The organism is Actinomadura decatromicini (assembly GCF_008121305.1).
GTDB lineage: Bacteria > Actinomycetota > Actinomycetes > Streptosporangiales > Streptosporangiaceae > Spirillospora > Spirillospora syzygii.
In genome coordinates, this window is record NZ_VSRQ01000005.1 from 332,426 (window position 1) to 352,978 (window position 20,553).

Genomic DNA, 20,553 nt, shown 5'->3' on the forward strand with positions numbered 1-20,553 from the left:
CTACTCGCCCACGTGGATGTGGGATGCCCAGATCGACGGGTGGTCCGGCCACCGGTCGCGCATTTCGCGGGTCGCGCCGTGTACGGCGGCGGCGATACAGGCGTCGGCGTTGATGGACGAATAGATCAGGTCGGCTATGTCCGCGGAATGCCGGTCGCCGACCGGCCAGAGAGTGCCGATGACATGCCGGTATCCGGCTAGCTGGAACGCGGAGGCGAGGTGAATTGCTTCGTCCGCCGGTCGCGCTCCCGGACGTGCTGTCGAACAGGCCGACAGGAATGCCAGTTCGGCGCCGTTCAAGCGGAGGCTGGGCAGATCCGCCACGGTCAGCGGGTGGTCGGAGAGGAGCAGGTGGCTTGACGCCGGGTCCGCCAGATCGGTGTGGCCGTGGCAGGCGAAATGCGCCCATCGCGCCTTGGGCAGCGCGGCGAGCACCGCGCCGTGGGTTGCGGCCGTTCCGGTCAGGATGCTGACCTCTCCGGGGAAATGGCGCTGGAGCAGGGACGCCTCCGCCTCCGCGACCGGTGGTTCGGGACGGTTTCCCGGCGTTCGCGGCATCGCGACCGCCACCGCCCGGTCCTCGCCGCTTCCAGCCGCCCGTCCGGTGAGCGCTCGGATGGTCGGGACGGTGGAGCACACGACCCGGTCGATCACCGTCGCGCCGGACGTCCCGCCGTGGTAGCCCGCCGCGTGCAGCGGAAGGATCGACGTGAACCCGGACGGGCACCACCACAGCCTGGGCCAGGGGTCGTCCTCCCCGGGCGGGCCGATGATCCCGAGGTGGTGGAGCACCGGACCGGCCACCGCGTCCCACAGCCATTCGAGCGTCCGCGTCATGCGGCGTTGGCCGTCCGCCCAGGTGCGCGTCGCGGAGAGCGCGCCGACCGCGTCGAGGAACGCGCCCGCCTCCGCCCGCACGACGCCGGGGGTGAGCTCGGGCACCGCCGACGCCTCCCCGTCCGCGGAGAGGATCAGCGCGGCCGACCGGAACTCGGACACGTTGACGATCACGACATGGCCCTCCGCGGGCGCGAGGTCGCGCACTCGGAGCGGGCGGAGGAAACACTCGAACCCTGGAAGTTCCCGGATCGCTTGGACGAGCCCGTCGAGTTCGGCGACGACGGCCCGGCGTTCGGCGGCCGTAGCCGCCGAAACAGGCGAATCACCGGGTTCCGGGTCGAGTTCCGTGCAGAGGGCGCGAAAGCGTTTCGCCAGCTTCGGGTGCCGTGCCGTCAACGCGGTGAGGTCGGTGCGGGTGTTGAGCGTCCGGTCGAGCAGCAGCCCGCGACTGCGCTCGAACAACTCGATGGCGTCCCCGGCCCGGCCCGCGCGGACGCAGCACGCGGCGGCGTCCGATCCGACGTTGACCGTCCCGTCGAGCGGGAAGTCCTGGTCACGACGTTCAAGGCCGTGCGGAACGGTCCGTCCGAGCAGGTCGACCGTCGCGGTGAAGCCGGACACGGCGTCCTCCCACCGGCCGCCCTTCGCGGCGAGCCGTCCCCACAGCGCGGCCGCCGCCGCTCGGATCCGGGACGGCGCGAGCTCCGCCGCCGCCCCGGTGCGGCAGGCGGCGAGCGCCTCGTCAAGGTCGGTCTTCTCACCGAGTCGGGCGTACCGGGCGCCTAGGCCCCGCGCCAGGTTCACGAGATATCCGGCGTGGTCGGGATGGTCGGGGGCGAGGGCTTCCGCCGCCGTCCGGGCGGAATCGACCGCCTCGTCCAGGTCCGCGAGGTGGCCGGTGTGGTCGTAGCGAGTCTGGAGCGCGAGCGCGCGGTCGTTCAGCACCGGTGCCCGGCGCGGGTTGCCGGGCGGGACGGCCTCGGCCGCATCCCGCGCGACGTCAACCGCCTCATCGATGTCGGCCCGGTCGTCGCTGATCGCGAAGCGTGTCCGGAGGGCCGCGCCCAGGTCGGACAGGCGATCCGCGCGGTTCGCGTGGTCGGACGGGGTGGCGGGCACCGCCTCCCGGCAGGCGCCGACCGCGGCGTCGATGTCCTCGCGCCGGTGCGTCGCGTCATACCGGAGCCGGAGGGCGGCGCCGAGTTTCGCGAGTTTCGTGCCTCGGTCCAGGCCCGTCTCCGGTGTCATGTCGACCGCCCGCTGGAAGGCGTCGACCGAGGCGTCGAGGTCCGGCCGTCCACCCGTGGAGCGGAACCGGCACAGCAGCGCCGCGCCGAGGTCGCCCAGGTGGGAGGGCAGTTCCGGATGGCGGGCGGTGGCTACGGCTTCGCGCCCGGCGGCGATCGCGGCTTCGAGGTCGGCCGCGTCTCCGCCGCGCTCGAACGACCGTCGCAGGACGTAACACAGGTTCGACAGGTAGGAGGCACGGCCGGGATCGTCGGGCGGGCAGTCGGCGGCGGCGTCCCGGGCCAGCGCGACCGCCGCGTCGACCTGGCCGCCGTCGCGCAGCGCGGCCAGCGCTCTGGCCAGGGTGGAACGCCGTCCGCGCAGGTCAGGGTGGTCGTCTGGGGCCGCCGCCAGCCCGGTTCGGGCGGCCTCGACAGCCTCCAGCAAATCCTGCTCCCGTCCTGTCCGGACGAATCGGAGCCGCAAGGCGTCGCTCAGTTTCGCCAGTTGCTCGGCGGCGTGGGCGGGATTGGCAGAGGCGACCGCGTCGCGGAGGGCTTGGACGGCGTCGTCCAGGTCGGCCGGGTCTCCGGAGTGCTGGAACCGGGCCATCAGTAACCCGCCGAATTCGGAAAGGCGTGCGGCGTTGCCGGGGGACGCGCAGAGCGAGGCGATCCGTTTATCCAGGTCGGAGGCGCGGTCGGTGTGGGCGGCCTTCGTCCGGAGTGCGCGGTCGAGGTCGGACGCCATCGCCGCGTGGTCCGGATGGTCGGGCCAGCCGGTCACCGCCGCGAGCCCGGCCTCCACCGCCGCGTCGAGATCCGCCGGGTCGCCGCCGAAACACTCGAATCGGGTCAGCAGCGCATTCCCGAGATTGGACAGGTAAGTCGCTCGGTCGGGATCGTCGGACGCGGCCGCGTCCACCGCCGCGCGGCCGAATTCGACCGCCTCCCGGAGATCCGCCGGGGATTCCGTCCGGTCGAAACGGGTCAGCAGGGAACTGCTCAGATCGGCCAGGCACCGACGGTATTCGGCATGGCCGGTTTCGGTAATCACGACGCCCCGCCGGAAAAGGACGATCGCCTGATCGAGGGCGTCGGCGGCGTCCGAGCGCGAAGCCTCCCGGTGGAGCGAGCGGCCGAGCCGGGCGAGCAGTCCGGGGCCGTCCGCCACGTGCCGCGGCTCGTCGTCGAACAGGTCGCGGATCAGCGTCGGGATCCCTTCCGGGCTCAGCCGGTGGACGGGCGTGAGCAGCGCCAACGCGATGTCGAGATCCGCTTCCCCGTCGATCGGCCCGCGTGCCGCGAAGCGCAGCCAGAACAGCCAGCCGGTCGCGTGCGCGACCTCGATGTCGGCCGTCGCGTCCGGGACCGCGCAGATCAGGGCCACCGCGTCCGCCACGGCCTCCGGGGCGAGGACGGCGCCCGCGTCCCGCGCGGAGTTGTATCGGTCCACCCGGTCCCGGACCCGCGCCAACCGATCCGTCCGCCCCACCCGAACTCCAACCCCGTCGCCGACATGGCAGCAGTAACGCACGATATCGGCACTGCCGCCGCGACCACGCGGACGAACGGTATTCGGGTCGGCGTCGATTTCACTGCGTGCCGTCCGGAATACCGAACGGAATCGCCATTAATGAAAAAGACTCACTTCTCGGTGAGGGTGATCGTGACGGGGATTCCCCGCCGGGTCATCCTGGAATACGGGCACAGCTCGGCCGCTTTCGCGAGCAACACGGCGGCCGTTTCCCGTGCCACGCCCGGCCAGTGCACCACGAGGTCGGCGCGCAGCTCGTAGCCGTCGTCGGCAGGGTCGCGGCCGAGCGCGACGACCGCGTCCACGGTGATCGGCGCGGGGTTGAGCGCGTGCCGTCGAGCGAGGAGGGCGAGCGCGCCGTGCAGGGACGCGGCGAACCCGGCGGCGAAGAGTTGCTCGGGGTTCGTGCCCGTCGCGTCGCCGCCCAGTTCCTCGGGCGTGCGCAGGTCCAGGTCGAGCGCGCCGTCCGAGGAGAGGGCCCGCCCGGTCGCGCGGCCGTGCGCGGACGCGCCGCCGGTCACCGTGACGCGCGCCGAGTAGATCGGTGCGAACGCGGCGCCGCCGTTGTCATGCGACGCGATCGGCGGCGGGTCGTCCACGGGTCCGTCCTCCCCGGTCATGGACGGTGCCAGCGCCGCAGCTTGTCGGGGTTCAGCACGATCCACACGGCCGTGACGCGGGCGTCGGCGACGCTGACGCCGACCACCGCGACCGCCTGCCCGGCCCGGCGCAGCACCACCCCGGCGCGCCCGTTCACCGACTCGACCGTGACGGCGGTGCCGCACTCACCCGGGCCGGACTCACCCGGGCCGGACTGGCCGGTGCCGGGCCGACAGGCCAGCAGGGTCGTGACGAAACGGGCGACCGCGTCCGCGCCGTGCGTCGGGTGGACGGGCGCGCGCACCTTCCCGCCGCCGTCGCTGACCACCATCGCGTCGGCGGCGAGAACCGTCCGCAACGCCGCCGCGTCCCCGCTGCCGCAGGCCGCCGCGAAACGCCGCGCAACATGGTCGTGCCGCGCGAGCAGCGCCGGATCGGACGGATCCTGCCGGGGGAACCGGCTCATCCAGTCGCGTGTGCCGTCCTCGGGCCTCGGCCGGGGGACCGGTCCTTCGGGGACGGGCGGCTCCCCGGCGCCGGAGGCGAGCAGGTCCAGGCAGATGCCGCCCGCGACGCGCGTCAGCCAGGCGCGGGGGACGGTGATCCGCGCGCGTTCGGCGTCGTCCAGGGCGTACCAGCGCCGGTAGGTCTCCTGGACGATCCGGTCCGCGGCGTCCGGCCCGAACATCCAGGCGGCGACGTCGAGGAGGTGGCGCCGCTCGTCCAGCATCTCCGCCAGCGAGCCCGGCACCGGCGCGGGGCCGGTCATCCCCGCCCCGCCCCGCCCCCGGTCCCGCCGGAGGCGGCGGTGAGCTTGCCGGGGTTCATCATCCACAGCACCCTGTCGATGCCCTGATCGGAAGCGTCGACGGTGAGCACGGCGAACACCTTTCCGTCGCTGCGCAACAGGGCGGCGGTTCGGCCGTTGACGTCGGCCCAGGCCACGTCCACCCCGTGCCAGAACCGGGACGCGAACGCGCGGTGGTACTTGGCGACGCGGTCCGCGCCGACCACGGGGAAACGGGACGCGCGCACACCGCCGCCGCCGTCCGAGTAGCTGACCACGTCGGCGGCGAGGATCTCCTCCAGCGCGGCGAGGTCTCCGGCGCGGGCGGCCGCGACGAACGCGGTCAGCAGGCGGCGCTGCTCGGCGGCGGTCACCGGCGTCCGGCGCTCGGAGCGCAGGTGCTTGCGCGCCCGGCTGACCAGCTGCCGCGCCGCCGCCTCGCTCACCTGGACGATCCCGGCGATCAGCGGATACGGATAGTCGAACGCCTCCCGCAGGACGTACGCGGCGCGCTCGTTCGGCGTCAGCTTCTCCAGCAGGAACAGCACGGCGAGTTCGAGCGCTTCGCCGCGCTCGGCTCCGAGGTGCGGGTCCGCGCCGGTGTCGACGGGTTCGGGCAGCCACGGGCCGACATATGTTTCGCGGCGGACCCGCGCCGACTGGAGGACGTTGATCGCGAGCCGGGTCGTCGCCGTCGCGAGGAACGCGGCCGGTTCGGTCACGGCGGCGCGGTCGGCGGTCTGCCAGCGGAGCCACACGTCCTGCACCAGGTCCTCGGCCTCGGTGGCGCTGCCGAGCATCCGGTAGGCGATGCCGAACAGGCGCGGCCGCACCTCGGCGAAGACGGCCGACGCGCGGTCGAGGTCGGCCGGCCTTTCATCGTCCAAGTTCCGCCCCCAGAAAGGCTTCGAGTTTGACGAGGAAACGCGGTGTGTACGCGGCGACGAATCTCGTCACCCGCGCGATCCCCAGCGGTGGAAAGCGCGCCTCCGCCTCCGCCGCGCTGCTCGGCATCCGGTACGCGATGCCGAACAGGCGGGGACGCGCCGCGACGAAGGCGGAGGTGGCCTCCCCAAGCGATGTCACCTGCGCTATCGGTCGTCGTTGGCGGCATCGACGATCAGAGCGGCGACCGCGTCCGGCTGGGAAACGGCGACCGCGTGCGAGGCCCCGGCGATTTCCCGGGTCTCCACGGAGGACGCCCTTTCGGCCATGAAACGCTGTGCCGCCACCGGAATGTTGCGGTCGAGTTCGGCGAGGACGAACCGGGACGGCTTCTCCCGCCACGCAGGCTGGGGCACGGTCAGGTTCTCGGTGAGCGCGCGTTCCGTCACCGGACGCTGCGTCGCCGCCATGAGCGCGGCCGTGCCCGCGTCGACGTCGGCGCAGAACTGCTGGTGGAACTTCTCGTCGGCGATACGGAACTCGTTGCCGCCGGACGACAGCGGATAGGGCACCAGCGCGTCGCCCAGCGTGCTCCCCTCGAACTTGCTGGACAGCAGCAGAGCGCTTTCGTCGAGGTCAGGCGCGAACGCGGCGACATAGACCAGGGAGCGGACGGCCTCATTCCCCGCAGCCGCCTCCGTGACCACCATTCCGCCGTAGGAGTGGCCGACGAGGACGACGGGCCGCCCGATCCCCGCGATGACGTCGCGCACATAGGCGGCGTCGTCCGCGAGACCGCGCAGTGGATTCCCCACGGCGACGGCGGGCAGACCATTCCTGTCCAGGTACTGGATGACGCCGTTCCAGCTCGCCGATTCGGCGAACGCGCCGTGGACGAGGACGGCGACGGACTTCTCTGGCGTGTTCATGATTCTGCTCCTTCGGTTGTCGGTTCCTCGCGGAAGCCGATCTCACGGTGGGTTCCGTCGCAGAGGGGTCGAGCGAATAGGTCGAGCGAATAGAGCGCGCAGAGATACGGCGGCCGGGTCGCGTGCTCCAGCTCGATCGCCCATTGAAGGTGCTCGCGCAGCTCGTCCAGCGTCGCGATTCCCGAGGCCGCGCGCCGTTCCGCCGGGAGGGTCACGGGCGTTCCGTTTCGCCGCGCCGGGACTCGCCGAGTTCCTCGACCGCGCCGAGGAGGTTGCGCAGCTCGATCTCCTCCGCCCGCACATCGGTCGGGTCGAACAGCCATTCCGAGGCGGGCAGCGCCGCCGCCTCCTCCGGACGGCTGGACTCGACGAGCGTCAGTTCGGCCTGCACCTCCACTTCCAACTCGATCTCGAACTCGTTCCCGCCGTCCGAGGGGTTCACGTTTCCTCCGCGCGTGTGAGCGCCGCCCACCGTCGGACGGCATGGATCAACTGCATCGAGATCTGCCCGGAATCGAACAGGCGGGTGAAGCTCTCGCTCTGCCGGGCGGCGAGCGCGTAGGCGCGGTCGGCCCGGTGCCGGGTGGCGACGACCTCCGCCACCCGCGCCGCGCGCCGCGACCACGACAGCGGCGCGTCACCCGGCCGGTCGATCTGCTCGACCAGGTCGAATCCGGCCTCGTCCAGCAGGTCGGAAAGCTCGGCCTGGGTCGGGAAGAGGTTGCCGTCCGGGACGGCCGGCGCCCGCGGGTCGTGCGCGACGACCACCAGCAGCCCCAGCGAGGCGCCCGGCCGCAGGACCCGGTGGACCTCGCGGAGCAGCCCGGCCTTGTCCGCGACCGTGCACAGCACCCCGAGGCACCACGCCGCGTCCATCGACCCGGCGCGGAGCGGGATCCGGGTGCCGGACGCGAGGACGACCGGCAGCCCGAACATGCGGGCGGCGGCCCGGCACGCGGCGGGCATCGGGTCCAGCAGGACCGGCCGGACGCCGAACCGCCGCGCCGCCCAGGCGGCCGGGCCGCCCGCGCCCGCGCCGACGTCCAGCAGCCGTGTGCCGGGCGCCAGCTCGCACGCCTCGGCCAGCCAGGCCAGCGCGGCCGGGCTGGCGCTGCCCCGGCACGCGGCCGGGATGGCGTGCTCCGCGCCGAGCTGGGCGACGGCGTCGGCGGTCCACGCGGCCACGTCGTCGAACTCGGCCACCATCGCGGGCGCGGTCATCGCCGTTCCTCTTACTTGTCGGCGGCGAGCCAGTCGGCGTACTTGACCTGTCCCAGTGTCGCGCCCTCCACCGGAACCAGGTCGGGCTCGTTCAGCTCGGCGCCGAAGTAGTGCGCGTGCGGATCGGTCACGACGTGCCGCTTGTCGCCCCAGGCGGTCAGCGCGGAGCGGAAGAAGTCGTCCATCTGGAACCGCTCCGGCCCGCCGATCTCGGCGTCCCCGTTCAGCGGCTCGCCCAGCGCGGCGCGGCCGACCGCCTTCGCGACCTCGTCGCCCGCGATCGGCTGGAACGCCACGGGCGGCATCCGCACCGCGTCGCCGTCGGTGGCGCCGTCCGCGATGGCGTGCGCGAACTCGAAGAACTGCGTCGCGTGGACGATCGAGTACGGGATCCCCGACTGCTTGATCAGCTTCTCCTGCGCGTTCTTCGCCGCGAAGTAGCCGATGTCGGGCCGCCGTCCCGTGCCCACCACCGACAGCGCCACATGGTGGCCGACTCCGGCCTTCGCCTCCGCGGCGAGCAGGTTGCCGGTCGAGGTCCGGAAGAAGTCCAGCACCGCCGCGTCCTCGAACGACGGCGAGTTCGACACGTCGATCACCACGTCCGCGCCCGCCACCGCGTCGGCCAGCCCCTCGCCGGTCAGCGTGTTCACGCCGGTGTTCGGCGAGGCGGCGACGGCCTCGTGGCCGCGCTCGCCGAGCCCCGCCACGAGCTTCGACCCGATGAGGCCGGTTCCGCCGATGACCACGATCTTCATAGGGAGCCCTCCGTTTCCGTTGAGGCGTTGGTTGCCCACTCGGTCGCCAGCTAAGACCGGGCGGAGAGCCGCCCTGTGACAGGTTCGCCGAAAGTCTTTTGAAGTCATTGACCCGGCGTTGGCTGTCACAGATCGGTGTGCTGTCCGGTCTAGCCGACGGGACGGAGCGATGGAAGCGGGCCTTGCCATTCGTCACGCGGGCCGTGTTTTTTTCGCTCAATAGTGCGCGCCGGAATCGAGGATCCGGCCGGCCGCCCCACCGCGCTGCGCTACGCCGCCGGGATCGCCGCCGCCTGCGTTCTGACGGTCGTCGGCAGCCTCGCTCAACGGAGAATTGACGAAGTCCGGTGGGAGACATGACGAAGACGGAGGTAAGTAACGCACGTGCACATTTCCTGTGCACACCGGCAAAGCAGCTCACAGGGGGAACCATGAGCGATCTGATCGCCGTCGCCTACGACGACCTGGCCGCCGCCGAACGGGCCAGGGACAAGCTCGTCCAGTTGCAGAAGGAGCACGTCATCGAGCTGGCCGACCTCGTCATCGTCGAGCACCGCGAGGGCGGCAAGATCAAGCTCCACCAGGCCCGGAACCTCGCCGCGGGCGGCGCGCTCGGCGGCGCCGCGTGGGGCGGGCTGATCGGGCTCATCTTCTTCATGCCGCTGCTCGGCATGGCGATCGGCGGCGCGGCGGGCGCGGCCATGGGCGCCTCGTCCGACCTCGGGATCGACGACGACTTCATGCGCAACCTGGGCGACCACCTGCCGCCCGGCGGCGCGGCGGTGTTCGTCCTCGCCGACAAGCGCAACCCGGACAAGGTCATCCCGGAGATGGCCCCGCTCGGCGGCCACATCATCCAGACGTCCCTCTCCGACGAGGAGGAGCAGCACCTCCGCGAGGCGGTCAAGACCGCCCGCGCCCCCCAGTACGCCTGATTCAGAGAGCCTGATTCAGAGAGCCTGGGTCAGAGAGGGCAGGACGTCGCCGCCCACGGCCTCGATGAGGTCGTGCGGCGGGTCGTAGGAGCCGACGTGCTGGAGGAAGACGCCTGACGCGCCCGCCGCGAACGTCTCGCGGAGCCGTGCCGCGATCTCGCCGGCGGTGCCGATGAGGCAGAAGGCGTCGGCGAAGGCGAGGGCGTCGGCGTCGGAGATCCAGCGGCCCGCGACCTCGACGGCCCGGTCCCAGTCCTCCGCGTGGACGAGGTCGGGGTAGACCTCGTCCACGCGGGCGGGCACCGATACGTCGATCCCGGCGAGCGCGAGGAAGGGCGCGCCGCCGTTCTGGGCGATCGACGCGCAGATGGGCTTCAGTTTCCGGGCGGACGCGGCCACGTCGTCGGTCACCTCGCAGAACGCCGAGACCGTCAGCGGGACGTCCGAGATTCGCCCGGCCTCGCGCGCGCCCTCCCCGACCTGCTTCGCGGCGGCGGCGAGGGTGTCGGGCGAGACGCCGCTGAGCAGCACGACCCCGTCCGCGACCGCGCCCGCCAGCCGCAGGTTGCGCGGCCCGCTCGCGGCCACCTGGATCGGGACGGACGGCGCCGGGTCCCGCAGCCGCGACCGCACCGGCCCGTAGTCCCACTCGTCGCCCGCGAGCAGCGCCCGGACCTGCGCGACGCCCGCCGCGAACTCCGCGCCGGTGCTCGCCCGCATCCCGACCGGCAGGACGGAGCTGTTCCCGACGCCGAGCCCGAGGGTGAAGCGGCCGGGCGCCAGCTCCGCGACCGTCCGCGCCGCCGACGCGACCACGGACGGGTGCCGGGTCGCGACGTTCGTCACGGCGGTGCCGAGCCCGATCCGCTCGGTGCGCAGGGCCGTCACCGACAGGACGGAGAAGACGTCCCGCCACAGCAGTTGCGAGTCGGGGAACCACACCTCGTCGAAGCCGAGCCGCTCCGCCCGCGCCACGACGGACGCGAGCCGGTCCGGACGGTCGCACGCGGGGATCCGGATGCCGACCTTCATGCTGTCTCCTCAGAGATCGAGGACGAGCCGTCCCGACAGGCAGCGGGAGACGCACGGCATCATCGTGCGCCCGGCCTCCCGCTCCGCGTCGGTCAGCAGCTCGTCGCGGTGGTCGGGGACACCGGCGAGGACGGGCGTCTCGCACGTCCCGCAGATGCCCTCGCCGCAGGCGGTCGGGACGGAGATCCCGGAGCGGTCCAGCGCGTCGACGACCGACTCGTCGGCGGCGACGTCCACGGTCAGGCCGGACCGCGCGCACTCCACCTGGAAGGCGGTGTCGTCGCCGTCCAGGGACGGGTCGCGGGGCGCGGCGGCGAAGCGCTCGACGTGCAGGCTGCCGTCCGGCCACGCCGCGCACCGCTCCTCGACCGCCGCGAGCAGGCCCTCCGGGCCGCAGCAGTAAACGGCCGTGTCCGGCTCGGGCGTGCCGAGGAGGGCGTCGAGGTCGGGACGTCCGCCGCCGTCCTCCGGGACGACGGTCACCGCGTCCCCATACGGCACGAGCTCCCGCAGGAACGCCATCGACGTCCGGCTCCGCCCGCCGTACACGAGCCGCCACGGGACGCCGTCCGCCGACGCCCGCGCCATCATCGGCAGCAGCGGCGTGATGCCGATGCCGCCCGCGAGGAACAGGTAGCGCGGCGCGTCCACCAGCGGGAACCGGTTGCGCGGCCCGCGCACCCGCACCACCCGGCCGGGCCGCAGCTCCTCGTGCACGTACGCGGAGCCGCCCCGGCCGTCGGGCTGGTAGAGGATGCCGATCCGGTAGGTCGCGGTGTCGGCGGGCGTCCCGCACAGCGAGTACTGGCGGATCCATTTCCCGAGGTCGAGCTCCAGGTGCGCGCCGGGCTCCCAGGGCGGCAGCGGCGCGCCGTCCGGCCGGGCCAGCACGACGGACAGGACCCCGTCCGCCTCCCAGGTCATCGACCGGACGAGCAGGTCGTGTTCGTTCTCTTCCATTGTGCGCGTCCTATTCCAGGACGCCGGCTGTGCGCAGGGCGTCCTGTTCGGCGGTGCTCAGGCCGAGCAGGTCCGTCAGCACCCCGGCGGTGTGCTCGCCGAGGCGCGGGGCGGGCGCGGCGACGCCGCCCGGGGCGCGGGCCATCCGGACGGGGAGGCCCTCGTGCAGGAACGTCCCGCTCGCGGGGTGGTCGAGCGGGCGGTAGAAGTCCCACGCGCGGAGGGCCGCGTCGTGTTCGACGAGCGTGCGGCCGTCGCGCACCGCGTACGCGGGAACCCCGTGCCGCTGGAGGGTGTCGGCCACCGACTCGGCGGGCCGGGATCGCGTCCAGGCGGAGAGGCGGCGCTCGATCTCGTCCTCGTGCTCCCGGCGTCCGGGCAGGGTCGTCCAGGACGGGTCGCCGGGCAGGCCGGTCGCGGTGAGGAGGCGGGCGAAGTCGTCGTCGTCGCGCGCCGCGACCGCCACCCACGTGTCGTCGCCGAGGCACGGGAACACGCCGTGCGGGGACATGCGCGGGTGCCGGTTGCCGATCGGCTCGACGTGCTCGCCGAACCCGACGCGGGCGATCGCGTCCCCGAGGTGCGCGGCGGCGGTCTCCAGTTGCGCGAGGTCGACGTGCTGGCCCTCGCCGGTGCGGTCGCGGACGTCCAGCGCGGCGATCGCGGCGAGGGCGGCGTGGTGCCCGGCGATGATGTCCGCGAGGCCGTAGACGACGCCGACCGGAGGCTCGCCCGGCTCGCCGGTGAGGCCCGTCCAGCCGGACAGGGCGGACACGGCGTCGGCGTAGGACACGTAGTCGCGCCACGGCCCGGTGTGCCCCATCCCGGACATGCTCACCACCACGACGTCCGGACGCGCCGCGCGCAGCCGCTCGTACCCGAGGCCGAGCCGGTCGAGGACGCCCGCCGCGAAGTTCTCCACGACGAGGTCGCAGTGCGCGGCGAGCCGCAGCGCGAGGTCGCGGCCCTCCTCGGTGCGGAGGTTGAGCGTGATGCTCTTCTTGTTGCGGTTGACGTTGTTGAAGTAGCCGCTGGTGTCCGGGTCGGCGTCGGCCGAGCGGGACAGGTGGAAGCCGGTCGAGAACCGGGTCGGGTCGGGCCGGTGCCGCGACTCGATCTTGATGACCTCGGCGCCGTGGTCGGCGAGGGTCTTCGTCGCGTACGGGCCCGCCAGGACCCAGGTCAGGTCGAGGACGCGCAGCCCGTCCAGCGCCCCGCCCGTCTTGCGGGACGCGGTGCGCCGCGCCGTGCCCTCACTCGACGGACGCGAGCCCGGCTCCGGCACCCGCAGCGGTTTCGGCGGTTCCGCGCCGCGCACCCGGGCGGCGAAGCCCACGTCCACGACCGGGCCGGAGCCGGTGACGAGTTCGGCGAAGAACCCGCGGTCCTGGAGCTGCGCGTTGGCGGTCAGCTCGTCCGGACGAAGCACCGCCGCCCACGGGAGCCTGCGCCCCTGGCCCTCGTGGAAGAGCCGGTCGCGGTCCCGGTCCCGGACGATCTTCGCGAGCCGCTGGAAGATCTCCTCCCGGTGCACCACGCGGTAGTGGGCGTCCTGCCAGCGCTCGTCGGCGAGGTCGCCCGCGTCGCCGGTCTCGACGAGCCAGGCGAGCAGCGCGTCGAACATCCGGGGGCTGCCGCCGAGACCGCCCGCGATGACGCCGTCCGCCGTGGCGAACAGCGTGTGCGGGGCGAGCGGGTGGGTGCTCCCGGTGCGCGGCGGGACGCGGCCGGTGTGGATGTAGGTGATCGCGCCGAACTCCAGGCTCGCGGCGACCGACGCCTGCGCCGACACCACCACCCGCTGCCCGCCGCCCGCGCGGACCGCGAGCAGCGCCGCGATCGCCGCGTTCACGCCCGCGAGCTGGACGGCCTGGTCGCCGTAGGGCCGCAGCGGCGGCCGGTCGGGACGTCCGACCAGCGCGAGCATGCCGCCCGCCGCCGCGACGGTCAGGTCGGTCGCCTGCCAGCCGGACGCCGGACCGGCGTCGCCGTAGGGCGTCAGCACGATGTGCACGACGCCCGGACCGGCGGCCCGCACCAGGTCGGCGGCGATGTCGGCGGTGGACGGGTCGCCGAGGGTGCCGTCCAGGATCACGTCGCAGGACGGCGCGAGGGCCGCCGCGTCCGCCGCCGTCGCCGCCGACTTCCCGCCCGCGCGGTGGGCGAACCCGACCGGGTCGGCGCGGCGCTCCGGCGCGCCCCCGGCGGGCTCGACGATCGTGACGTCCGCGCCGAGGCCGACGAGCGTGCGCCCGGCGTCCGGGGCGGCGAAGTCGCCGATTTCCAGCACACGGATCACGGGGGGACCTCCTGCGGATGCTCGGTGGGCGGGTGCTGACGACGGTAAGGACCGGACGCCCGGCCACCAACCGGCGCGGTCCGGTGAGCAGGACGATCGCCTTACCGCCCCGTCCACGCCGTGGAAACGTCGGCCCCGTGACGAAGGACGACGAGAGCGCTCCCGACCCGCTCGACGAGGTGTGCGCGCGGGCCGAGAGCCTGGTGGGCACGGTCGAGCGGGAGCGGCTGGGCGAGGTCACGGTCAGGGACGTCTGCCGGTACGCCGTCGCGGTCGGCGACGACGGGTACGCGGCGGTGGCCCGCGCGGACGAGGCCGCCGGACGCCCGGTCGTCGCGCCGCCGATGTTCCTGACCGGCGTCCTGAGCTGGGCGGACGGCCCACCCGAAGGCGAGCTGCGGCCGGACGGGCTCGCCGCGCGGGAGTCGCCGTGCACGGCGGGCCTCCCGGTTCGGCAGGTGCACGGAGGGCAGGCCGTCCGGCTGCTCGCGCCCGTCACGGCCGGGACGGTCGTGCACGCCGAGCGGCGGCTCACGAGCGCGTCGCGCAAACACGGCAGGGCCGGGGACTTCGTCGTCCTCGCCCTGCGCACGGACTACACGGACGCCGCCGGCACGCCTCTCGTGGTCATGGACGAATCGGTGATCGTGCTGGGAGACGACGATGGCGAATGAACCGGGCACCGCATGCCCGCCGATCGAGTACACCCCGACGCACCTGGCGCTCTTCCGGTTCAGCGCGGTCACCTGGAACTCGCACCGCATCCACTACGACCAGGCGCACGCCCGCGCCGAGGGATTCCCCGACGTGGTGGTGCAGTCGACCCTGCACGGCGAGATGTTCGCGCGGACCGTCCTGAACTTCGCCGGACCCGGCGCCGTCCTGCGCCGGGTCGAGTGGCGCAACCGCGCGACCGCGTTCGCGGACGTCCCGCTGACGTTCTCCGGGCAGGTCACGGCGGTGACGGACGACGGCGACGGCCGCCTCGTCGAGTTCGACCTGACCGGGACGGCCGCCGACGGGACGGTGTGCGCGACCGGCACCGCTGAGGTGCGCGTCCCATCGCGCTGACCGTCCCGCCGGCGGCCTAGGAGGCGGACTGGAGCGAGCGGGAGATCCCGTTCGCCGCCGTCCGCAGGCCCCCCGCGAACCGGCCGAGGTTCATCCGGAAGGTCGGCGCCGTGATCGACAGCGCCCCGACCAGCGCGTCTCCCTCGCCGAAGACCGGGACGGCCACGCTCATGTAGCCGAGCCTGGTCTCCTCCACCTCGACCGCGAGGCGTCCCGCGCGGGCCCGCTCCACCTGCTGGCGGAGCCGTCCCGGCTGCGTGACGGTCTTGCGGGTCAGCACGGTGAGCCCGTTGCGGACCACTTCCTGAAGCAGTTCGGGAGGCGAGAAGGCGAGGATCACCTTGCCCGTGGCCGTGCAGTGCAGCGGCAGCCGTCCCGCGATCCGGGACTGCTTGTTCAGCCCGCGATGGACGACGAGCTTCTCCACATAAAGCACTTCCAGCCCGTCGTGAATCGCGAAATGGACGGTCTCCTGCGTGGCGAGCAGCAGGTCCTCCATGTACGGGTGGGCGGCCTCGCGGAGATTGCGCTGCCTCGGCACCCGCTGGCCGATCTCGAACAGCCGCAGGCCGAGCCGGTACCGGTTCCCGGCCCGTTCGAGCACGCCCCATTCGAGCAGTTCCTGGGCGAGCCGGTGCACGCTGGCCTTCGTCACCCCGGACCGCCGGACCAGCTCGGCGAGCGAGAGCGCGTCGTCATCGGCGGTGAACGCCTCGACGATGAGCCGCGTCTTGCCGATGACGGAGTTCATCGAGTCGACGTCCGCGGAATGCTCCGCGGCGGCGACGGCTGTCGATCCAGAACGAGCGAACGGAACCACTGCCACGACTCTGACCTCGCAGGGGATTCGGCGGCCATGGGAGCCTGGATGATGTAACAAATCACATTCTGCTTACTTTGGCAATGCTCTGACCTGGGCGTCCGCCAGGAACGCCAAGCTCAGCGGGTTGTACTCGTCGGCCCGCTCGTGCTGCGGCCAGTGCCCGCAGCCGTTGAAGATCTCCAGCCGGGCGCCCGGGATCGCGTCGGTGATCGCCTGCGCCTCGGGCACGTCGCCGAACGGGTTCTTGTTGCCCCAGACCACCAGCGTCGGCGCCGTGATCCGGCCCATCCGCTCCGGCAGCAGCAGGTTCCGCTCGCGGACCTCGGTCTCCTGCAAGGCGAGCAGGTTCGGCAGGTTCTTCTGGAAGTCGGGGCGGTGGTAGATCGCGTAGCGGACCTCGGTCAGCTCGTCGCCGAGCTCCTCGTCCCAGTCGGCCCACAGGAGGCGCAGCCGGTCGCGGGTCAGCTCCACGTCCTCGTTCAGGGACGCGGCCGTCGTCGTCTTCTTGATGCGCTCCATCACGGGCGGGTTGACCTTGGTGCCGCCCATGCACAGCAGTTGCAGCGACGCGACCCGCTCCGGGTGCTCGCTCGCCGCCCACGCCGACACCCATCCGCCGAGCGACTCGCCGACCAGGTGGGCGCGCTCCGCGCCGACCGCGTCCAGGTAGGCGATCAGGTGCTCGACGTAGCGCGGGATCTCCTGCGGGACGTCCGGCTTCCCGGTGTACCCGTGGCCGAGCATGTCGACGGCGTGGCAGCGGTACTCGTCCGCGTGCGCCGGGAGGTTCCGGACGAACGCCTCCAGGTGCCCGCTGGTGCCGTGCAGGAAGACGACGTGCTCGCCGTCCTCGGGCCCGGCCTGCACGGCCCTCGTCCGGACGCCGCCCGCGTCGACGTAGGTGTGCCGGTAGTCGAGGTCCGACAATGCGGTCCAGATGCTCATCGCTAAACCTTTCGTGATGCGGCGGGGTCGATGACGGCGACGGCCATTCCGGTGAGCCAGTCGGGGATCGCCTCGTAGGCGAGGCGGCGGCCGGGCGCGTGCCCGAGCGCGGCGGCCATGACGAGCCAGGTGCGCAGTTCCTGCGCGCCGTTCCCGGCCGCCTTTTCGAGTTCCTCGGTCGTCTGCTCGGTGAGGCGGTGCGTCTCGCCCTTCTCGACCAGGTCGAGGAACTCCTCGTCGAATTCCGGGGTGATGGCGCTTTCGGCGGCCCGGACGATCTGCCGCCGCCGCGCGTCGTAGTCGCGCCAGTTGTTCCGGCCGTCGAGCCAGGCGCGGACCATGAACTCCTCGTCGTCGCCGTCCGGGCTCCGCCAGTCGGGCCAGGGCAGCCGGTGCGACAGGCCGCCGGAGCCGACGACGGCGACGCGCCTTTCGCCGGGGAAGGCGTTCACGGCCTCCCGGATCGCGTGGCCGAGCGCCTCGCAGCGGGCGAGGGTCGGCAGCGGCGGCGCGAACACGTTCACGACGAGCGGGACGATCTCCACGTCCAGCCCGTCGAGCAGGTACTGGATCGCGTGCGACTGCCCGTGGTCGATCTGCAGCCGGGCCGAGAAGGCGACGTCGAAACGGCCGCCGCCGACGAGCGTGTCGGCGATGTGCCGGGCCAGGTCCACGTCCACCGGCTGCGGGCCCTCCGGCGTTCCGGACTCGCCGCTCGCGACGCATTCGCCGACGCCGATCGTGAAGCTCGGAATGAGGTCGAGCCAGAACCCGCGGAAATGGTTCGAGCCGACCAGGACGACGGTGTCCGGACGCGCGGCCGCCAGTTCGTCGCGGGCCGCGCGGAGCCCGTCGCGGAAACGCTCCGCCTCGTCCTTGTGGGTCGTCTCCTCCCAATGGGTGTTCATCAGCGTGCTGTGCGACGCCCCGACACCGAGCACGATCTCCGTCACAGTCCCACCTCGGCTCGGGTTCGGGTCAGGGTGTCGACGGCGGTGCGGATCAGATGGCGCGTGAGCCTTTCCATCTCCCGGACGTCGACCGTGTTCATCCCCATCGAGAAGTCGATGTCGAAAGGCGCGTCGGTCACCTTGGGCATGCCGATCCGCACGGTCGGGACGCCCCGTCCGCGCAGGATGTTGGCGTCCGTCGCGCCGCTGTTGCCGCGGATCACCTCGTGCGGGCGTCCCGCCATGGCCTCCCACGCGGCGATGGCGCTGCGGCACACCCACATGTCCGGGTCGGACGCGGTGCCCGGAATGGCGAGCACCATTTCAAAGGCGACCTCGGTTCCGGGAAGGTCGGCGCGAATCTTCTCGATCGCGGCGGCGAACTCGCGCTTGGCCTGCATCGGCGTGGTGCGCGGGCTGAGCCTCAGGTCGACCAGCATCCGGCAGGCGGCGGGCGTGACCGCCGCCATCCGCGGCCAGCCGCCCTCCACCGACGCGACGACGCCCTGCGGCGCGACCGTCCCCTCGGTGTGCCGCTCGGCGTACTCCGGGAACCAGGCTTCGAGCCGCTTCGCGACCTCGCCCGCCGCGGCGATCGCGTTGCGGTAGGGCAGGCGGTGCCGCGACCCGACGTAGGTGTGGACGCCGTGCACCGTCACCTCGAACCAGGCGAGGCCGACCTCCTCCCAGGAGACCGTCCAGCCGGGCTTGGCGATGACCGCGAAGTCCGTCCAGTGGCCCTGTTCGAGCAGGAACGAGCAGCCCGCCCCCTGCCCGGTGTTGCGCCGGGCGTCGCCGGGCAGCGCGTTCGTCGGCATCCCGCCCGCTCCGAACGCGACGAGCAGGTCGCCGGTCAGCGGCACCCCGGCGCGGTGGATCGCCTCGGCGGCCATCAGCACGCAGGCCGCGTGGCCCTTCGGGTTGGACGCGCCGAGCCCGGTCACGAGGTCGCCGGCGTCCCGCGCCTCGGCGCGCATGTCAGGACGCAGCTCCGGCCCGATCCACGGGACGTCCTCGCCGGCGTCGCCGGTGGTCAGCGTGTCGATCGGCGCGTACAGCATGAGGTCGGGGCCGGTGCCGTCGCCGCGCAGCCGTCCCCACGCGTTCGCCTGCCGGTCGTCGATCGGCTGCGCCGCCGCCGTGATCCCGGCGGCGGCGAGCGTGTCCGCGATGTGCCGGGCGAGCGGGCCCTCGCGGCCGGTGGGGCTCGGCACGTCCACCAGGCCGCGCACCAGGTCGCGGAGCCGGTCGGCGGTGACGTGCCGCCACGCCGCCGCGATTGGCTCCCGGCGGCGGTCGTCCAGCCCGGCGAGGCCGTCCGGAGCGGTCACGGGTCGATCCGGTGGACCTGGGTGTTGACGGTGCGGGCGAGCCGCCGCCAGAGCAGCGGCGCGGCCACCGCGAGGGCCGCGCCCGCGAGCAGGGTGAGCAGGGTACGTCGCACGGATCTCTCCTCGGATCTCATTTCGCGCCCGCCGCCGCCTTCTTCTTGGCGAACTCGTCCTGCGCGAGGCCGCGCCAGGCGGTCAGGGACACGTCGGGGCGGTAGAGCTTCTCCGGCGGGGCGTCGGTGACGTCGACCATCCAGGCGTCCTGGCCGGTGAACTGGCCGTGGAACAGCCAGCGAATGGCGCCCAGGTACTTGACATAGAACCCGGCGGCCTTCCAGCCCTCGGTGAAGTTGATCATCACGCCGACGTACCGGTGGTTGTCGGCGTCCACCGGGACGTAGAACTCGTAGTGGATGAAGTTCGGGTAGACGATGCGCAGCACACCCGGCATGGACAGCGACGCGAAACCCGGGAAATCGCACTTCTCGATGACCGGGTCGACCTTCCTCGGCTTGCCGGTATTGCCGATGTTGAAGGTCTCCTTCGGCGGCTGGAGCTTCCACCACCGCTTGTTCGACCAGCGTCCGACGCCGGGGAAGTCCGCGTCCCAGTGGACCTCCTCCTGGACGCGGTAGATCCACCGCCCGCCAGGGACGATCTTGGTGATGTTCCAGGTGGGCATCGGTTTGAACATCCGCCACATCGAGGTGCGGTGCAGGTATTTCGCGTGCCCCTCGTCGAAGCCGTTCTCGGCGGCGAAACGCCAGTTCCCGGAACGGTCCTGCATCCGGCCGCCCATGACGAACTGGTTCTCGACCAGTTCCTCGGGAAGCTGAGAGTCGATCGAGTGCGGCTCCTCGTTCGCGAGGGGCACGTACACCCACACCATTCCGAGCCGTTCCTCGACCGGATAGGTCCGCACGGTGACCTTGCCGCAGATGCGCGATTCGGGCCCGTCGGTGATGACCGCGCACAACCGGCCGTCGTTCAGCCGGTACGTCCAGCCGTGGTACGGGCAGCTCAGCGTGCCCGGGAACTGCTGGTCGCCGAGCGACAGCGGGACGCCCCGGTGAGGGCAGCGGTCGTGCAGCGCGTACGCCCGGCCGCCGTCCCGGATCAGGGCGATCTTCTCCCCGCAGACCTTGATGGCGAGGGGCTTCCCGGTCACGTGACTGGACCAGGTGACCGGGTACCAGTAGCCGCGGAAGCCCTCGGCGGCGGCGTCGTACTCGGGCCAGGCGGACCAGTCCTGCCGGCCCGGCCGCGCCACCCCGCGCGTCCTGGGGCGGGCGCCGTCCCCGTCCTTCGGATCGGGCGAGTCTGAGCCGGTCATGCGCATCGTCCTTCCGGATGTCACGTTGAGCGATGCCGAGATGATTGGCCGCCGGAAACGGCTTGCCTATGGAAACGGACCGCTCAGCAAG

At 72.7% G+C, this 20,553-nt stretch carries 21 protein-coding genes; 3 read left to right on the forward strand and 18 right to left on the reverse strand.

What is annotated here, in order from left to right; all coding sequences use genetic code 11:
* The 10 genes from FXF68_RS24260 to FXF68_RS24300 form a co-directional block, all read right to left on the reverse strand.
* A complete protein-coding gene (locus FXF68_RS24260) occupies positions 1-3,561 on the reverse strand; it encodes a CHAT domain-containing protein (RefSeq protein ID WP_148762957.1) in 3,561 nt (1,186 codons plus the stop codon).
* A 152-nt stretch (positions 3,562-3,713) separates the two neighbouring features.
* Complete coding sequence (locus tag FXF68_RS24265) at positions 3,714-4,202, reverse strand: Ohr family peroxiredoxin (RefSeq protein ID WP_222870065.1); 489 nt, start codon at positions 4,200-4,202, stop codon at positions 3,714-3,716.
* Positions 4,203-4,219: 17 nt separating this feature from the next.
* Entirely contained in the window at positions 4,220-4,972 is a 753-nt protein-coding gene (locus tag FXF68_RS24270; RefSeq protein ID WP_148762961.1) for a sigma-70 family RNA polymerase sigma factor family protein, read from the reverse strand.
* Positions 4,969-5,877, reverse strand: a complete 909-nt coding sequence (locus FXF68_RS24275; protein WP_148762963.1) for an RNA polymerase sigma-70 factor — start codon at positions 5,875-5,877, stop codon at positions 4,969-4,971. Before FXF68_RS24275 ends, FXF68_RS24270 begins: the two co-directional genes overlap by 4 nt.
* Entirely contained in the window at positions 5,867-6,076 is a 210-nt protein-coding gene (locus FXF68_RS43150) for a hypothetical protein (RefSeq protein WP_222870066.1), read from the reverse strand. Before FXF68_RS43150 ends, FXF68_RS24275 begins: the two co-directional genes overlap by 11 nt.
* Positions 6,077-6,081: 5 nt before the next feature.
* Complete coding sequence (locus FXF68_RS24285) at positions 6,082-6,804, reverse strand: alpha/beta fold hydrolase (RefSeq protein ID WP_148762965.1); 723 nt, start codon at positions 6,802-6,804, stop codon at positions 6,082-6,084.
* Entirely contained in the window at positions 6,801-7,019 is a 219-nt protein-coding gene (locus FXF68_RS43155; protein ID WP_222870067.1) for a ferritin-like protein, read from the reverse strand. The genes FXF68_RS24285 and FXF68_RS43155 overlap by 4 nt, the downstream gene beginning before the upstream one ends.
* Positions 7,016-7,246, reverse strand: a complete 231-nt coding sequence (locus tag FXF68_RS42525; protein WP_187438085.1) for a hypothetical protein — start codon at positions 7,244-7,246, stop codon at positions 7,016-7,018. The genes FXF68_RS43155 and FXF68_RS42525 overlap by 4 nt, the downstream gene beginning before the upstream one ends.
* On the reverse strand, positions 7,243-8,025 hold the full coding sequence (locus FXF68_RS24295) for a class I SAM-dependent methyltransferase (protein WP_148762967.1): 783 nt from the start codon (positions 8,023-8,025) through the stop codon (positions 7,243-7,245). The genes FXF68_RS42525 and FXF68_RS24295 overlap by 4 nt, the downstream gene beginning before the upstream one ends.
* Before the next feature lie 11 nt (positions 8,026-8,036).
* Positions 8,037-8,783 (reverse strand): SDR family oxidoreductase, encoded by a 747-nt coding sequence (locus tag FXF68_RS24300; RefSeq protein ID WP_148762969.1) that lies wholly within the window; start codon positions 8,781-8,783, stop codon positions 8,037-8,039.
* A gap of 431 nt (positions 8,784-9,214) precedes the next feature.
* On the opposite strand from FXF68_RS24300, the gene FXF68_RS24305 reads away from it, so the two are divergent.
* Positions 9,215-9,718: a DUF1269 domain-containing protein gene (locus FXF68_RS24305; RefSeq protein ID WP_148762971.1), complete on the forward strand. Its 504-nt coding sequence runs from the start codon at positions 9,215-9,217 to the stop codon at positions 9,716-9,718.
* A gap of 15 nt (positions 9,719-9,733) precedes the next feature.
* Here the strand turns inward: FXF68_RS24305 and FXF68_RS24310 are convergent, their stop codons facing one another.
* The 3 genes from FXF68_RS24310 to FXF68_RS24320 are packed head-to-tail and all read right to left on the reverse strand — an operon-like array spanning position 9,734 to position 14,009.
* Positions 9,734-10,750 (reverse strand): LLM class flavin-dependent oxidoreductase, encoded by a 1,017-nt coding sequence (locus FXF68_RS24310; protein ID WP_148762973.1) that lies wholly within the window; start codon positions 10,748-10,750, stop codon positions 9,734-9,736.
* Between the two features lie 9 nt (positions 10,751-10,759).
* On the reverse strand, positions 10,760-11,710 hold the full coding sequence (locus FXF68_RS24315) for a PDR/VanB family oxidoreductase (RefSeq protein WP_148762975.1): 951 nt from the start codon (positions 11,708-11,710) through the stop codon (positions 10,760-10,762).
* A gap of 10 nt (positions 11,711-11,720) precedes the next feature.
* Complete coding sequence (locus FXF68_RS24320; protein WP_222870068.1) at positions 11,721-14,009, reverse strand: CaiB/BaiF CoA-transferase family protein; 2,289 nt, start codon at positions 14,007-14,009, stop codon at positions 11,721-11,723.
* Between the two features lie 137 nt (positions 14,010-14,146).
* Here FXF68_RS24320 and FXF68_RS24325 point away from each other — a divergent pair, with 137 nt between their 5' ends.
* Positions 14,147-14,683 (forward strand): FAS1-like dehydratase domain-containing protein, encoded by a 537-nt coding sequence (locus tag FXF68_RS24325; RefSeq protein ID WP_222870069.1) that lies wholly within the window; start codon positions 14,147-14,149, stop codon positions 14,681-14,683.
* Positions 14,673-15,080, forward strand: a complete 408-nt coding sequence (locus FXF68_RS24330; protein WP_148762979.1) for a hotdog family protein — start codon at positions 14,673-14,675, stop codon at positions 15,078-15,080. Before FXF68_RS24325 ends, FXF68_RS24330 begins: the two co-directional genes overlap by 11 nt.
* Before the next feature lie 16 nt (positions 15,081-15,096).
* On the opposite strand, the gene FXF68_RS24335 is transcribed toward FXF68_RS24330, so the two are convergent.
* The 5 genes from FXF68_RS24335 to FXF68_RS24355 all read right to left on the reverse strand — a co-directional run bounded on the left by FXF68_RS24335 (position 15,097) and on the right by FXF68_RS24355 (position 20,462).
* Positions 15,097-15,831 carry an IclR family transcriptional regulator gene (locus FXF68_RS24335; RefSeq protein WP_148762981.1) on the reverse strand — a complete coding sequence of 245 codons (735 nt, stop codon included), beginning with the start codon at positions 15,829-15,831 and terminating at the stop codon, positions 15,097-15,099.
* 141 nt (positions 15,832-15,972) lie between these two features.
* The gene (locus FXF68_RS24340; RefSeq protein WP_148762983.1) at positions 15,973-16,848 is read right to left on the reverse strand and encodes an alpha/beta fold hydrolase; all 876 of its coding nucleotides are present in this window, start codon (positions 16,846-16,848) and stop codon (positions 15,973-15,975) included.
* 2 nt (positions 16,849-16,850) lie between these two features.
* On the reverse strand, positions 16,851-17,801 hold the full coding sequence (locus FXF68_RS24345) for a DODA-type extradiol aromatic ring-opening family dioxygenase (RefSeq protein ID WP_148762985.1): 951 nt from the start codon (positions 17,799-17,801) through the stop codon (positions 16,851-16,853).
* Positions 17,798-19,129: a M20 family metallopeptidase gene (locus FXF68_RS24350; RefSeq protein WP_148762987.1), complete on the reverse strand. Its 1,332-nt coding sequence runs from the start codon at positions 19,127-19,129 to the stop codon at positions 17,798-17,800. The genes FXF68_RS24345 and FXF68_RS24350 overlap by 4 nt, the downstream gene beginning before the upstream one ends.
* Before the next feature lie 130 nt (positions 19,130-19,259).
* Positions 19,260-20,462, reverse strand: coding sequence for a Rieske 2Fe-2S domain-containing protein (locus tag FXF68_RS24355; RefSeq protein WP_148762989.1), 1,203 nt, complete (start codon positions 20,460-20,462; stop codon positions 19,260-19,262).
* Between the last annotated feature and the right edge of the window lie 91 nt (positions 20,463-20,553).